Below are 13756 nucleotides of genomic sequence, written 5' to 3'. Positions count from 1 at the left end.
CAGGGGCGTGCCCCTGGACCTTTTGCTCGCTTCGCTCGGTGTTGGCTACCCCACTCTGTGCGGCTATGTCATTCCTCACTCCTCACTTAAACCGCTCCTCACTTAACTTCGTTTCTCACTTAAACAGCCGTTGACATTCTCCACAAACTATGCTAAAATCAAATTATAAGCAATCAACTATCAAACCTACAAAGGAGGCTGTTTTATGAAAGATCTGCTCGAACTTATGAAAACCAGAAGAAGTGTACGAAAATACAAGCCTGACATGATACCTCAGGACGTTCTCGACCGCATCATAATAGCAGGAACTTATTCCGCCACAGGAAGAAACTTGCAGTCACCTATTATAATTGCTGTCACCAACAAGGAAATGCGCGACAAAATTTCTGAGATGAACAGAAAGATAGGCGGCTGGGATGAGGGCTTCGATCCGTTCTATGGTGCACCTGTTATTCTTATTGTACTAGCTGACAAATCCTGCCCGACTTACATTTATGACGGAAGTCTTGTTATGGGCAATCTTATGCTTGCCGCTCACAACGAGGACATTGGAAGTTGCTGGATACATCGTGCAAAGGAAGAATTTGAGTCTGAAGAAGGCAAGGAGATCCTCCGCAGCCTTGGCATCGAGGGCGAATACGAGGGAATCGGTCACTGTGCACTCGGCTACACTGAGGGTGAATATCCCGAGGGTCACGAGAGAAAAGACAATTGGGTATACTATATCAAATAATCCTGACAAACTATCTAACAAAAGGGGAGCATTTCAATCTTCCTTATCTCGCTTAATGAAAAGTATGCACCTATCAAGGTTAGTGAAAATGACCGCTTAGACATATTTGGAAAAGTTCTTGGAAAATCTGATGCTTCTGCTATTACAGGACATTACCGATAAAATTGCAAGTCCTTTTTATCGGACACATCATTTTGCATAATTGACAATAAGAAAATTCTATAGAACTGAAAGAAGGGATTTTTATGGTGGTTACCAATAATATCCGAGAAATCCGAGAACAGCGTGGCATTTACCAAGATGACCTTGCCGCTGCTATCGGATTCAGCACCAAAACTGTCGGCAGGATAGAACGTGGGGACAGCACCCCCATCTGCCGAGTTTATGCTACGGATTTCTAAATACTTTAATTTATTGGTGGAAGATGTCTTCCATGTAGAAGATTGAGCTGGGTAGATGCCACCCAGCTCTTTTTATGTTTGAATCGTCAACCTTCAATTCGATTATGTTTTCATCTCCAAACACATTTTTTCATCCAATGCAATGTTATATTAAATGAAAAAATCATTTGATATCATAACAAAAGTTATATTATTCTCTTCTTATATGTGCATATAATCCCAACTATAATGATAGTTATGTAATAAAGAATAGTATGAGCATTTTTAATTTTATCAGCTATCATAATTCTGTATGCCTCCTTCTTCCATGAGATTACAGCAAACGTAGTAGTAATGTCTATCAAAAGGCTTTTACATATTAGATAAAAGCATGTAAAATTTCTTTTACATAGCTTAATTGCGGTCTATTTAGCTTGTTCCTTGACTACTCAGGAAAAATATTTCTACCCTCGCCCCACCTGTATTTTCAGAATTTGAAAGTTTAATACCTCCACCATATTTTTCAGCCACAGTTTTTGCAAAAAATAGTCCCATCCCATAATGGGCTTCGCCATTTCTACTTGTGTCATCCATAAAAAACTGCTCTGTGCCATGCAATAATGCTTCTTTTGTAAATCCTGATCCGCTATCCTCCACAATGAATGTCAGCCGGCCATCCTGCTCCTTTGCGTCAATATAAATGATTCCATTTTCTTTTGTATGCTCCACTGCATTCTGAATCATATTCATTACGGCCCGGAACATTGGATCATAAGCAATCGTTACCTTTTTATCACTTTGTCCCGCCTTCCAATCTATTTTCTGGTGATAGATTTCTACCAGTCCGAGTGCCTGTTCCTTTATATCTGCGAAAAAATCTTCTAACCTCACCGTTGTATAGGTAACATCACTGCAATTCCATGATTTTGTGACATCTATCAACTGTTTTACATAACTTTGTATCTGTGTTGTGCCGTTCAAAACATAAGTGATATTATTCTTCTGTTCTGTGGTCAGTTCAGTCTCTGAAAGTAGTTCTGCATTTCCCCGTACAATCGTAAGAGGTGTTTTAATATCATGCGCCAAAGCAGACATCTGTTGTTTCTTTTCCTGCTCTGTTTTCCACTGCTTTTCTAAAGATTCTCGCAATGCATCTCGCATATCATCGATTGCCGATAAACAGTCATCAAACTCTTTGATACCGGAACAGGATGTCTCATATTCCAGATTTTGATCCTTTATTTGTCTGATTGCGTCTAATACAGGCTGCATCTGCTTTTTGATTCTTTTTCCAAAACGTATGGACGGAATGATGATAATCGCTACCGCTCCAATCACTGACATAATACTCATCGCATTCTGTGGTCCTATAAAATGCTCCCTCAAAAAAGCTGAATGATATTGAGGTGTCAGGCGATATTGCAATACAACATATTCATTTTCCCTTACAATTACTTTATAAAAATATTTCCCGGATGCGTTTCCGTACTTTGCAACATTCCATGCTATCTGTTCGTATTGTTCTGACAGATCTCCACCTATTTTCTCTCCATTCTCTGAAAAGATTACATAATCACAAAGTGCAGGAATCATCTCAGCAGTTACTTTATCCGCACGTAAAATCGTATCATATGCTTCATTAATCTTTCGCTCTGCATAATTCGCCGGATAGATACAGCCCACACTAATCAAAAGGTACAGCAGCAGCCAAGCAACAATCACCAAACCTACTAATGATCCAAGCATGACCAGTACATATCTCATAAAAATCCAGCTGAGTGCATTGCTTCTCTTTACTCTTCCCATTTATATCCAATCCCCCAGACTGTTTTTATCGGTGTATAATCATAATCCGCAAATTTTGCTCTTATATTTTTGATATGCGTGATAATGGTACTGTCATTACTCTCACTGTCAAAACCAAAGACCTCTTCTAAAATCTGTTCTTTCGAGAAAACCTGTCCCCTGTTTTTAGCCAGGAATTCACAAATTTCGTACTCCGCTTTCGTAAGAGGAAGTTCCTTATCATCAACCAATAGTTTCTTTTGAGATATTTGAATACAGACCCTCCCCAAAACCATCCGGACAGAATGTTCCCTGTGCTCTCTTCTAAGATGTGCATGAATCCTTGCCCGAAGTTCCATCACTCCAAATGGCTTTGAAATATAATCATCTGCTCCCAACGAAAGTCCGTTCACCAGACTTTTTTCCTCCGTTTTTGCGGTAAGAAACAAAATCGGACAATCCACAAGTGCCCTGATTCTTTTGCATAATTCAAAGCCGTCCATTCCAGGCATCATAATGTCAAGTAAAATCAGGTCATAACGATGTAATTCTTCCATATTAAGTTTCAGCGGATTACTTACTTTGGTAACCAGATGTCCATCCTTATTCAAAATGCTTTCTATCATTTCCAGAATTGCCGGTTCATCATCAACTGCCAGTATTTTTGCCATAGTTTCCCTCGATTCTATTCCGATATTCTGTTTCCTTCCCAGTGGTTTACCCACCAAAAATAGTATGCCATACTAATCCCTGTAAATATTAAGCAGCCTGGTATGAATGACAACCATTCACCTACACTAGTTTCTCCCAATACAGATTGCAGATAAGTATATGGTACTCTACCCGTCCAGCAGACAAATACATACTTCCACACATAATCTCCAAGTCCGGTAAGCATCAATGCACTAATTAGTCCTGATATAATCCCTGCTCCAATGGATACCCCTTTTCCAAACTGAAAAGCCAGAATCAGCTGCCACAGATAAAGTGGAACACTGCTTCCCCACAGCAGCAATGCTGCAAATATACATCCTTTCATGATTTCGATATCGCTTGATGCGATTCTTCCAAATCCAATTCCGAATATGATTGCTGTCAATAGGATAGAGCACAGACACAAAACCAGTAGCATCAACAGTTTCGATAAAAATGCTGCAGGTTTATCCGGTAAAGACAACAGATTTTGAAAATCACCTGCATTTTGTTCCTGTTCCATCACACTTGCTGTAAAAATTCCAATAAGTACCGGAAGTCCTGCTCCTATTGCCTGATAAAATGCAATCACTTTCATATTTTCATTCCATGGTGAAAAAAAGTAATATATTAAAAATATAACGCTGGTTATAATCGGAATCAGTAAGTGTGCCAGAATCACAGATGTTCCTTTCATCTTTCGCAAGTCTGCATTAAGAGATCTTCCAATCATCTTATTTCACCTCTCTTCTCTCAAACCATTTCAAAAACAGAACCGTTACAAAAACAAACCAGATGATTGAGAGACACATTCCCGGAACAATGACTCCCATATCCAAAAGAGGATTCCCTGCTTCTGCGGCAAGTCCATTTGGTAAAACATGAAGCAACGGGCACATCATTCGCATAGGGATTGCAGAAACAAGTACATACCAGATTCTGGTTTGTGATATTACCACACCGCTGACGGTAATAAATAGGCAGACGAACAGGTTTACAATCATTCCAAATCGTTCACTTAAAAATAAAGCTACCGGAATCTCCCATAACTCAGAAACCGTCAGAAACAATACTGCAATCAACGCTCCTCCAACTGGAACATGTGTCGTTAGAAGAAAGCCTCCAAGCGTTGCTCCTGCAAACACAATCACATTAGAAAACAAAATCATGTACCCAATATAAATAATTTTCCCCAGCAACAATTTTCTTCTGTCTGTGGGAATAGTCATTAAATGATAGTATTTTATCTTTTTCTCCTGCGCCACAGAAAGATAACAAAATAGAGCAATCATCCCCGGCAGCAAAAGTGTATACCACCAGTTCCAAACACTTTCTGCATAAGCATTTGTCATCCCAAGAGTAAATATAAATGCCATGACAAATGTAAGAAGAGGAAATCCCCAGATAAACTTTTTTCGCATGGTTCTTTTGGCTTTTTGATGTTCTGCTTTTATAATATTAACCATGGATTTCACCTGCTTTCTGGTTTTTTCTTACCACATTCATAAACAAATCTTCAAGATTATCTCCCTGCTTTAATGCTCCTTCGTATCCTAAGATTCCACCTGAAATAATCCCGACTTTATCTGCAAGTAACTGTACCTCTGAGAGAATATGACTGGAGAGAATTACAGTAATTCCCTGTTCCGGAAAAGACCGGATCAGCTCTCGTAATTCCTCGATGCCTATTGGATCTAATCCATTCGTAGGTTCATCCAATATCAAAAGTTCCGGTTCTCCAAGCAATGCCATTGCAATGCCTAGTCTTTGCTTCATCCCCAAAGAAAACTGTCCTGCTTTCTTCTTTCCGGTGTTTGTAAGTGATACAATCTGCAAGACCTCATCAATTCTGTTTTCATCTGTACCAAGCAATAATTGTCTTACCTTCAAATTCTCTCGGGCGGAAAGATTTTCATAAATAGGCGGATTTTCAATTAACGCTCCTATTTTTGATAAATCTTTCCTATCCAAAAGTTTTCCATCAAAGTAAATCTTTCCTGCAGTTGGTTTCATCATACCGGTCAGCATTTTCAATGTGGTAGATTTACCAGCGCCATTCGGTCCAAGCAGTCCATAAATCTGTCCCTTTTCGATATTAAGTGAAACATTATTTACCGCTTTCTGCTTTCTAAAATATTTACACAAATTTTGTGTCTGCAACATCATTTCCATCTTTACTATCCTTCCTTCCATATTTCATTTCTTACTGAAATATAACCTAACAGAAAAAAATAAAGATTTGATGAAGATTGCTAAATAATTCGTCTACTCTATTTTTATTCTCGTATGGAATAAACCATCAATTGAATATCATTATCAGAACTCGGCTTTCCACTGAAATCAGCAAAGCTGTTACAAATACGAAGTCCTAATTTACAGAATATCTCCTTCAAAAATCTGTCCCGGAAGTTTTTTCTTCTCCATATACGGGAACTCTCTATCAAATGCCTCTGCTTCCTTTTCATTTACCAGATACCCTGCCGGAGGTGCATACTCTCCTGTAATTCCATTAAGATATCCCGGTATCAGTTTTTGCACAGAAAGAAAGATGCATCCTCGCCTTCCGGCAATCCATGATAGCGGATGCCAAACTCACTTGCCTGTTTAAATCCGCTTTTTCCATAAAAATCAATATTTCCTTCAAAGCATACTGCTCCGCATCCAAGCTCTTTTGCTTTTTCTCTTGCCGTACCCGCTCGGCAACCAAGGCATTCAATTTTTTTAAGTATGCATTCTCCGCACGAAGTCGCTGTACTTCTGCAATCAGATCTTCTTCTTTCTTAATTTTCGGAGGTCGCCCTGTGGATTTCCTTCCTCTGCGTTCTGCGTAAAGTCCCTCCGCTCCTTCTTCAATATAGATTCGTTCCCATGCTGTTACTCTGCTATTCGGTATGTCAAATTGACGTGCAGTTTCACGATAGCTTAACTTTTCTCTGTGCATTGTTTCCACTACTTTGATTTTGAATTCCGGTGTATATCTTTTGTTTGGTTTTCCTTTTGGCATAAAAATGCCCCCTTTCGTTAGATTTTTTATTGGTATATTTCTATTATACCACATTGTCTAACAAAAGGGGAGCATTTCAAAAGCCGTTCCGTTTTTTTGTTCTTATTAATGAGCTGTCACGTCAGAAAATTCTATGCCGACCTGCTTGCCTTCATATGTTGCGGAATACTCGAACGTTGTGCCAACAACTGTCGCCTTGCCATTGCTGTCTATCTTGAGCTTGCACTTCGGAAGCTTCTGGATATAAAGCTGTTTTGTTTCCCCAGGATAGTTGTTGTCATATATCTGAAGGATATATTTTCTGTGGCAATCAGAATCCTGAATAAGTCCGATAGCGTTCACTGTATGAGTATCGTCTATAGTTGTAACAACTGGTATGCCAAGGCTGAGCTGGTCTTCAAGCTTTTCAAAGCCCTTACTGTCGTTGTTAAGGTTATACTCTGACGAAGAATCGTCCCACTGGAGGGTGTTAAGTCTGTAGAGTGCCTTTGCGAACTCTGCGTCATTTGAGGAATAGCCGCCCCTTATTTTGTCAATGCCGTTTGCTATATCCATATCAAGCAGCTCTACCTTTTTCCAACGGAGATTGCCGCCTGATATTTTCGTAACGTCCTTTACCCAGCCCTTGTTCTTGCTGTCATACTTATAGTCATCATTAAGGGTGAGAATATCCCCCGTGCAGGAATAGTCGAGGTACTTTGTAACGTCCGAATATGTGCCCGCAAAAAGGTCTGAGGTTATCTTGCTAAGCGGCACTCTTTCGTCATACTGTTTACCGAAGTCTGTTCCGCTTATGTCATAGCCTGCGGCATTCACCTTTATGTCGCTCTTATCTGACGGAGCGATATCCCCAAGAGAAGTCTTTACATTTCCGAGATACCAATCTCTTGCCATAACAGCCATGCCGAAGTCAACACTTGCGGTAGTTGTTGTTCTGAAATTCTTGAATGAGAAGCCGTTCACCTTTGGATCAAAGCCTGTGTTGTAAAGTGAATAACCTCTTACGTTATCATCAGCGTTTGTGTATGTAACAATATCATAGTTCAGTGTAGTAACTATCTGCTTGTAAACGTCATTAAGGGCGTTTGCGTCGGAAGCTGAGTAATACTTTCCGCCTGTGGAATAAGCAAGCTCCTGAAGCCAATCTCTGTCAACATCTCTGCCAAGACCAACTGTAAGAACGATTATGTCCTTATCCTTTGCAGTATTTGCAAGGCTTGAAACGCTTGCAGGATTAAACTCGTCAGACTCGCCGTCCGTGAGCATCACGATGATATTTCTGTATTTTCCACCGGAAGTTGCCTTGAACTCGTCCATGCACTTTTTAAGAGCCGTCTGGCTGTGAGTGCCGTTAAATATCTCTTTTTCAGACTTTATCTTATCGAGAGCTTCCGTAAGCTTCGTCTTATCATCAGTGAAGTCTACCATCTTTTTGTAGCTTCCTGTGAACTTGCAAATGCCGACCTGATAGTGGCTCTCAAACTTGTCGATAAGATTCTTTGCAAATTCAAGACGCTTGAAGTCAACATCATTCTCAGAAGAAGTTACACACTGCTCCTTTGGATACATAGAGCCGGAGTTATCAACGAGGAAGCAGATCCTTGTTGTGGCTTCATCGTTTACAGTTTTCTCAACTCCTACCACATAAGTGCCAAGCTCTGTAAGAGAAGCAGAAACTGTCTTTTTGCTCTTGTCTGCCTTTGAATCCACCTTTGTGTAAAGGGTCGAGCGTGAATCAAATCTCAGCACTGTAAGGTCATCAAATGAATATCCCATTTTACTCAGCTTTGCAGAGTCGATATCAAAAGTTATCTTTGCCGAGTTGAACTTATAGTCAGAATAAGCGTCATAAGCCTTTGTTACGATACTTGCATTTGAAGAGATACCAAAGAGGTCAAGCTCAACGAGGGTCGCACTGGCAGCGTTTGCGTCGCCCTTTATTTCAAGGCGGCAGTCCCCTGCATTTTTTTCCACTGTAAGCTCTCTTTCAGCGTCATTGGTCTTTCCGTCAGACTTTGACTCTCTCGGATTTGTGCCTGCCATAAGCTCATAGCCGTCAAGAAGACCGTCGCCGTCAGTATCGGCTTCAATAGGGTTCGTGCCTAGCTTTATCTCATCGCCGTCGCTTATTCCGTCATTGTCAGTATCCTCGCTTTGAAGGTTAGTGCCATGACGTGTTTCATCGGCATTCTTTATGCCGTCACCGTCCCAGTCCTGATCGTCAGAAAACTCCGACTCCTTGAAGGTAGTGCTTATATCAAGCTTTGTTATGACCGATTTCGCCATGGCGATACGGTTATTTTCCCTTATTTTCAGACCCACGACAACACAGGCAGCCACAAGGAACGCAAGCACTATACACAGCACCAGCAACGCTATCTTCTTTTTGCGCTTTCCTCTGTTCATGCTCTGAACAAAATCATTCGTATCAGAAAAATTTGCTTTCATAAATATTAATTCCCCTTATCAGATCACATATTTCACGATATTAATATTTTAGCATATATGTACCTCATTTGCAAGCAAAATAGCCTAGAATAATTCACAAAATAAACTGTTCTTTTTTGTTTACAAACAGTATATCTTACCAAAACATTAACAAGATAATTCTTTTATTATTAACCTAAAATAAATTAAAACCTTCTTTTTCCACAAAAAAGGGCAGCCCCTCTCGGAGCTGCCCTTTGGCATAATACTATCACTCTTCTGTAACAGTATTATAGATAACGTTCACAACGAAGTCCTTGTCATAATCTACCTGCAAGATAGAATCAGGCTCAAGCTCGTCTGCAATGATCTTCTTTGCAATAAGAGTTTCGATACGTCTTTGGATAAACCTCTTGAGAGGTCTTGCACCGAAGTTCTGATCGTAACCCTGATTTACGATAGCTTCCTTAGCGGCGTCTGTTACCTCTATGCTGAGCCTCTTGTCTTCAAGACGCTTGCCAAGCTCTGCAAGCATAAGGTCAACGATCTTGTATATCTCTGTCTTCATAAGCGGCTTGTAGTAGATTATATCGTCAAGTCTGTTAAGAAACTCAGGTCTGAACTGCTGTTTCAGCAGAGCGTCCACCTTGTCCCTTGCTTCCTGAGATATCTCGCCCTCAGGTGTGATGCCCTCAAGAATATAAGGAGAACCAAGGTTTGAAGTAAGGATTATGATAGTGTTCTTGAAGTCAACCGTTCTGCCCTGTGAGTCTGTGATACGTCCGTCGTCAAGCACCTGCAAAAGGATATTGAAAACGTCAGGGTGAGCCTTTTCGATCTCGTCAAGAAGAACTACTGAATAAGGCTTTCTTCTTACAGCCTCGGTGAGCTGACCACCCTCCTCATAGCCTACATATCCCGGAGGCGCTCCGATAAGACGGCTTACGCTGAATTTCTCCATGTACTCCGACATATCTATACGAACGATATTGTTCTCATCGTCAAACAATGCCTGCGCAAGAGTTTTTGCAAGCTCTGTTTTACCAACGCCTGTAGGACCAAGGAACAGGAACGAACCTATCGGCTGATTTGGATTTGCGATACCGGCACGTGATCTCATGATAGCCTCAGACACACGCTCAACGGCTTCGTCCTGACCGATAACTCTCTCGTGGAGGATATCAGGCAGGTGGAGAAGCTTCTCACGCTCGCCCTCCATAAGCTTTGCAACAGGGATACCTGTCCAGCGGCAGATTATCCTTGCGATCTCTTCCTCTGTTACCTTATCTCTTAGCAGAGTGTTCTTTGTCTTTGACTTCTCTGCCTTTTCTTCTTCCTCGGCAAGCTGCTTCTGCAAGTCAGCCATTCTGCCGTATTTCAGCTCTGCAAGCTTGTTAAGGTCATATTCACGCTCTGCTCTCTCAATATCCTTTGAGCATTGCTCGATATCCTCACGGAGCTTCTGAACCTTAGAGATAGCAGACTTCTCATTCTCCCATTTAGCTTTCATCTCATTGAACTGCTCACGCATTTCTGAAAGCTCTTTCTGCACCTCATGGAGATGTTCAACTGCAAGCTTATCAGTTTCCTTTTTAAGGACAGTTTCCTCTATCTCGTGCTGGAGTATCTTACGTCTTATCTCATCAAGCTCTGTAGGCATTGAGTCCATTTCCGTTCTGATGAGTGCGCAGGCTTCGTCCACAAGGTCGATAGCCTTATCAGGGAGAAATCTGTCTGTAATATATCTGTTTGAAAGAACAGCCGCCGCAATAAGCGCCTGATCCTGAATTTTTACGCCGTGGAACACTTCGTATCTTTCTTTCAGACCACGAAGTATAGAGATAGTGTCCTCAACTGTCGGCTCGTCAACCATAACAGGCTGGAAACGTCTTTCAAGAGCGGCGTCCTTTTCGATATACTGACGGTACTCGTTAAGAGTCGTTGCACCGATACAATGGAGCTCGCCCCTTGCAAGCATAGGTTTCAGCAGGTTGCCTGCATCCATTGCGCCGTCTGACTTGCCTGCGCCAACAATATTGTGAAGCTCATCTATAAAGAGGATTATCCTGCCCTCAGACTTCTTTATCTCCTCAACGACAGCCTTAAATCTCTCCTCAAACTCGCCTCTGTATTTTGCGCCTGCGATAAGCGCACCCATATCAAGTGAGAAAACCTGTCTGTCTTTCAGGCTGTCAGGAACATCTCCGCTGACGATACGCTGAGCAAGGCCCTCTGCAATGGCGGTCTTACCAACGCCAGGCTCACCAATAAGGCAAGGGTTGTTCTTTGTTTTTCTTGAAAGTATCCTTATAACGTTTCTTATCTCGCTGTCCCTGCCGATAACAGGGTCGAGCTTATTCTGTCTTGCAAGCTCCACAAGGTCCTGACCGTACTTTTTCAGCACGTCATATGTTTCCTCAGGGTTCTGGCTCGTTACCTGAGCATTTCCTCTTACAGCTTGAAGAACTTTCAGAAACTTTGTTTTTGTTACACCAAAGGTCTTGAATATTTCCTTCAAAGCGCTGTTAGGGCTGTCCATTATGCCCATAACAAGATGTTCAACTGAAACGTATTCGTCCTTCATTCTTGAAGCTTCCGACTCGGCTTCCGCAAAAGCCTTGTCAAGGTCGCTTGAAATGTATACAGAGTCCTGCGCACGTCCGCCTACCTGCACCTTAGGTATATCGTCAACTGCTCTTGTAAGAGCCGCCTCTATATTTTCAGGGGCGATATCCATTTTTACAAAAAGCTGCGGCACAAGACCGTTTTCCTGTGAAAGCAAAGCCAACAGCAAGTGCTGCTGGTCAACAGCCTGATTTGAGTTTCTTGAGGCAATGCTCTGCGCTTCCTGCAAAGCTTCCAATGATTTCTGTGTCAATTTCTGAGCGTTCATAAAATTACCTCCCTTATCATCTTAAAAAGATATATGCTCACAGCAGGCGGAATGCACCGCCCACCGTTTAAAGAACGACAACGCCTTTTTTCAGATATCTTTCATACATTTCAGATACCTTTCTTGCCGCCGTTTCAGGTTCTGCGGCGTTGTCAAAGTAAAGCTGAATACAGCTGTCCATACAGCTTATATAATCACCGATAGCGTTCGCTATATCCTCGTCGGTCAGCTCCGACTGAGGCGGTGCGTAAAAATCTCTTGTAAATCTGCCCTCGGCTGTTTCATAAGGCACGCCAGTAGTGAAAAGATACGAAAGATATTTTTCTTCGAGCCTTGCCCACAGCTTAAAAAAGCTGTCAAGCATTGAAATGAGCTGTGTGCTCTGAGTTCTGAAAGATACTTTCAGCCTCCCCACCTTTCCGTGAAAATCTCGGCTCAGCTCTATGCTGTATCGTATGGTCGGCTTATATTTATATCTCAAAGGACTTTTTATAGACATCATAGCGTCAGAGGGCTGATTAAGGGTCTGAAACCTGCTGTCCATAAGCTGTTCTATTTTAGCGAATATCTCACGCATTCTTTTTTCAGGGGTGAGAAGCTGGACACGCTCTGCCAAAATCTGATTTATCAGATTTGAACGGCTGGTATTCATGGAATATGCCAGTCTGTCAATAGCCTCCACCACATCGTCTGCAAGCACCAGACTATACACGCTCTTGTTCACTTTGCTCTCATTCCTTTCTTTAAGGCGCTCCCATATGGCGTCGCCTTTTATCACTGTACTTATTATACCACATTCTAATAATTTGTCAATAGGATTATATAATTTTAATTGCGAATTATATAGATGCACAATAGAATGTATGTTCCGCGCCTCTAATTTGTGCAGTTTTATTGAAAACTTGTCAAAAGTGTGATATAATAACAGATACCAAGTTGGAAAGGCGTGATAAAAATGCTCAAAGGCGTTATATTTGATATGGACGGACTAATGATAGATACGGAAAAACTGCTCACAAGGTTTTGGTGTGAGGCGGCGAATCATTACGGCTATCCAATGACAAAGGAACACGTTCTGGGCATACGCTCTCTTGCAGCGAAGTATGCTATCCCACATCTTAAAGGCATTTTCGGAGAGGATTTTGATTACTACAAAGTCCGTGGAAAGCGTATCGAGCTTATGAACGAGTTTATCAGGCAAAACGGTATAGAAAAGAAAAAGGGGCTTGATGAACTCCTTGACTATCTCGACAGCACAGGGCTGAAAAAAGCCGTTGCCACCGCCACCGACCTCCAGCGCACCACGCTGTATCTCAGCTCTATAAATATCATTGACAGATTTGACAAACTTGTCTGCGGAAACATGATAGAAAACGGCAAGCCTGCCCCTGATATTTATCTCGCCGCCGCAAAGGAGCTGGGGCTTGACCCTAGCGAGTGCATTGCCCTGGAGGACTCACCAAACGGCATACGCTCCGCCCACACCGCAGGTTGCAAACCTATTATGATACCCGACCTTTCGCAGCCTGACGAGGAAACAAAAAAGCTTCTGTATGCCTGCTGTGATGACCTTTCCAAGGTCATAGGTGTGATACAAAAGCTTTTAAGATGAATATTCTGCCAATTCATGTAGGGGCGAACATTGTTCGCCCGCTTTTTGTAAAAAAACGCTATAAAAATTGATACAATGTTACACGAATTGACACAAACGCTACATAGGGATAGTAAAACCGATAGCTTTATCACTTCGACGGGCGAACGCTGTTCGCCCCTACACTGACTACACTGATTTGCAAAATAAAATACAAAAATGCGGATACCTCCACGAGATATCCGCATTT

General features: G+C 41.7%; 13 protein-coding genes. 3 read left to right on the top strand and 10 right to left on the bottom strand.

Annotated elements, in window-relative coordinates:
- Window positions 1-205 precede the first annotated feature (205 nt).
- Complete coding sequence (locus OCV57_RS09420) at window positions 206-733, top strand: nitroreductase (RefSeq protein ID WP_267301311.1); 528 nt, start codon at window positions 206-208, stop codon at window positions 731-733.
- Window positions 734-978: 245 nt separating this feature from the next.
- A complete protein-coding gene (locus tag OCV57_RS09415; protein WP_267301310.1) occupies window positions 979-1134 on the top strand; it encodes a helix-turn-helix transcriptional regulator in 156 nt (51 codons plus the stop codon).
- Between the two features lie 408 nt (window positions 1135-1542).
- Here OCV57_RS09415 and OCV57_RS09410 read toward each other — a convergent pair whose 3' ends face one another.
- The 10 genes from OCV57_RS09410 to OCV57_RS09365 all read right to left on the bottom strand — a co-directional run bounded on the left by OCV57_RS09410 (window position 1543) and on the right by OCV57_RS09365 (window position 12639).
- The gene (locus OCV57_RS09410) at window positions 1543-2919 is read right to left on the bottom strand and encodes a sensor histidine kinase (RefSeq protein WP_267301309.1); all 1377 of its coding nucleotides are present in this window, start codon (window positions 2917-2919) and stop codon (window positions 1543-1545) included.
- Window positions 2907-3569 carry a response regulator transcription factor gene (locus OCV57_RS09405; RefSeq protein WP_072521435.1) on the bottom strand — a complete coding sequence of 221 codons (663 nt, stop codon included), beginning with the start codon at window positions 3567-3569 and terminating at the stop codon, window positions 2907-2909. The genes OCV57_RS09410 and OCV57_RS09405 overlap by 13 nt, the downstream gene beginning before the upstream one ends.
- A 14-nt stretch (window positions 3570-3583) precedes the next feature.
- Window positions 3584-4324: a lantibiotic immunity ABC transporter MutG family permease subunit gene (locus OCV57_RS09400; protein WP_267301306.1), complete on the bottom strand. Its 741-nt coding sequence runs from the start codon at window positions 4322-4324 to the stop codon at window positions 3584-3586.
- Window position 4325: 1 nt separating this feature from the next.
- Window positions 4326-5057, bottom strand: a complete 732-nt coding sequence (locus OCV57_RS09395; protein WP_055182538.1) for a lantibiotic immunity ABC transporter MutE/EpiE family permease subunit — start codon at window positions 5055-5057, stop codon at window positions 4326-4328.
- A complete protein-coding gene (locus OCV57_RS09390) occupies window positions 5050-5763 on the bottom strand; it encodes a lantibiotic protection ABC transporter ATP-binding protein (protein WP_005609481.1) in 714 nt (237 codons plus the stop codon). The genes OCV57_RS09395 and OCV57_RS09390 overlap by 8 nt, the downstream gene beginning before the upstream one ends.
- A 201-nt stretch (window positions 5764-5964) precedes the next feature.
- Window positions 5965-6129, bottom strand: a complete 165-nt coding sequence (locus OCV57_RS14285) for a hypothetical protein (RefSeq protein WP_317245412.1) — start codon at window positions 6127-6129, stop codon at window positions 5965-5967.
- Window positions 6101-6595, bottom strand: a complete 495-nt coding sequence (locus tag OCV57_RS14280; RefSeq protein ID WP_317245411.1) for a helix-turn-helix domain-containing protein — start codon at window positions 6593-6595, stop codon at window positions 6101-6103. Before OCV57_RS14280 ends, OCV57_RS14285 begins: the two co-directional genes overlap by 29 nt.
- Window positions 6596-6700: 105 nt before the next feature.
- Window positions 6701-9043, bottom strand: a complete 2343-nt coding sequence (locus OCV57_RS09375) for a vWA domain-containing protein (protein ID WP_267301300.1) — start codon at window positions 9041-9043, stop codon at window positions 6701-6703.
- A gap of 250 nt (window positions 9044-9293) precedes the next feature.
- A complete protein-coding gene (gene clpB, locus OCV57_RS09370) occupies window positions 9294-11915 on the bottom strand; it encodes an ATP-dependent chaperone ClpB (RefSeq protein WP_138338094.1) in 2622 nt (873 codons plus the stop codon).
- Between the two features lie 67 nt (window positions 11916-11982).
- On the bottom strand, window positions 11983-12639 hold the full coding sequence (locus OCV57_RS09365) for a hypothetical protein (protein ID WP_117857815.1): 657 nt from the start codon (window positions 12637-12639) through the stop codon (window positions 11983-11985).
- 231 nt (window positions 12640-12870) lie between these two features.
- Here OCV57_RS09365 and OCV57_RS09360 point away from each other — a divergent pair, with 231 nt between their 5' ends.
- Window positions 12871-13527, top strand: coding sequence for an HAD family hydrolase (locus OCV57_RS09360; protein ID WP_267301299.1), 657 nt, complete (start codon window positions 12871-12873; stop codon window positions 13525-13527).
- The last annotated feature ends 229 nt before the right edge of the window (window positions 13528-13756 follow it).

It is taken from the genome of Hominimerdicola aceti (assembly GCF_025567495.1).
Lineage (GTDB): Bacteria > Bacillota > Clostridia > Oscillospirales > Ruminococcaceae > Hominimerdicola > Hominimerdicola aceti.
This window is presented reverse-complemented; position numbering and strand designations above follow the sequence as displayed.

What these genes read in the sequence shown, in the direction of transcription:
- clpB (WP_138338094.1), bottom strand. Translation starts at nt 11,915, where the DNA reads ATGAACGCTCAGAAATTGACACAGAAATCATTGGAAGCTTTGCAGGAA.
- OCV57_RS09360 (WP_267301299.1), top strand. Translation starts at nt 12,871, where the DNA reads ATGCTCAAAGGCGTTATATTTGATATGGACGGACTAATGATAGATACG.
- OCV57_RS14280 (WP_317245411.1), bottom strand. Translation starts at nt 6,595, where the DNA reads ATGCCAAAAGGAAAACCAAACAAAAGATATACACCGGAATTCAAAATC.
- OCV57_RS09375 (WP_267301300.1), bottom strand. Translation starts at nt 9,043, where the DNA reads ATGAAAGCAAATTTTTCTGATACGAATGATTTTGTTCAGAGCATGAAC.
- OCV57_RS09415 (WP_267301310.1), top strand. Translation starts at nt 979, where the DNA reads ATGGTGGTTACCAATAATATCCGAGAAATCCGAGAACAGCGTGGCATT.
- OCV57_RS09390 (WP_005609481.1), bottom strand. Translation starts at nt 5,763, where the DNA reads ATGGAAATGATGTTGCAGACACAAAATTTGTGTAAATATTTTAGAAAG.
- OCV57_RS09400 (WP_267301306.1), bottom strand. Translation starts at nt 4,324, where the DNA reads ATGATTGGAAGATCTCTTAATGCAGACTTGCGAAAGATGAAAGGAACA.
- OCV57_RS09395 (WP_055182538.1), bottom strand. Translation starts at nt 5,057, where the DNA reads ATGGTTAATATTATAAAAGCAGAACATCAAAAAGCCAAAAGAACCATG.
- OCV57_RS09420 (WP_267301311.1), top strand. Translation starts at nt 206, where the DNA reads ATGAAAGATCTGCTCGAACTTATGAAAACCAGAAGAAGTGTACGAAAA.
- OCV57_RS09410 (WP_267301309.1), bottom strand. Translation starts at nt 2,919, where the DNA reads ATGGGAAGAGTAAAGAGAAGCAATGCACTCAGCTGGATTTTTATGAGA.
- OCV57_RS09405 (WP_072521435.1), bottom strand. Translation starts at nt 3,569, where the DNA reads ATGGCAAAAATACTGGCAGTTGATGATGAACCGGCAATTCTGGAAATG.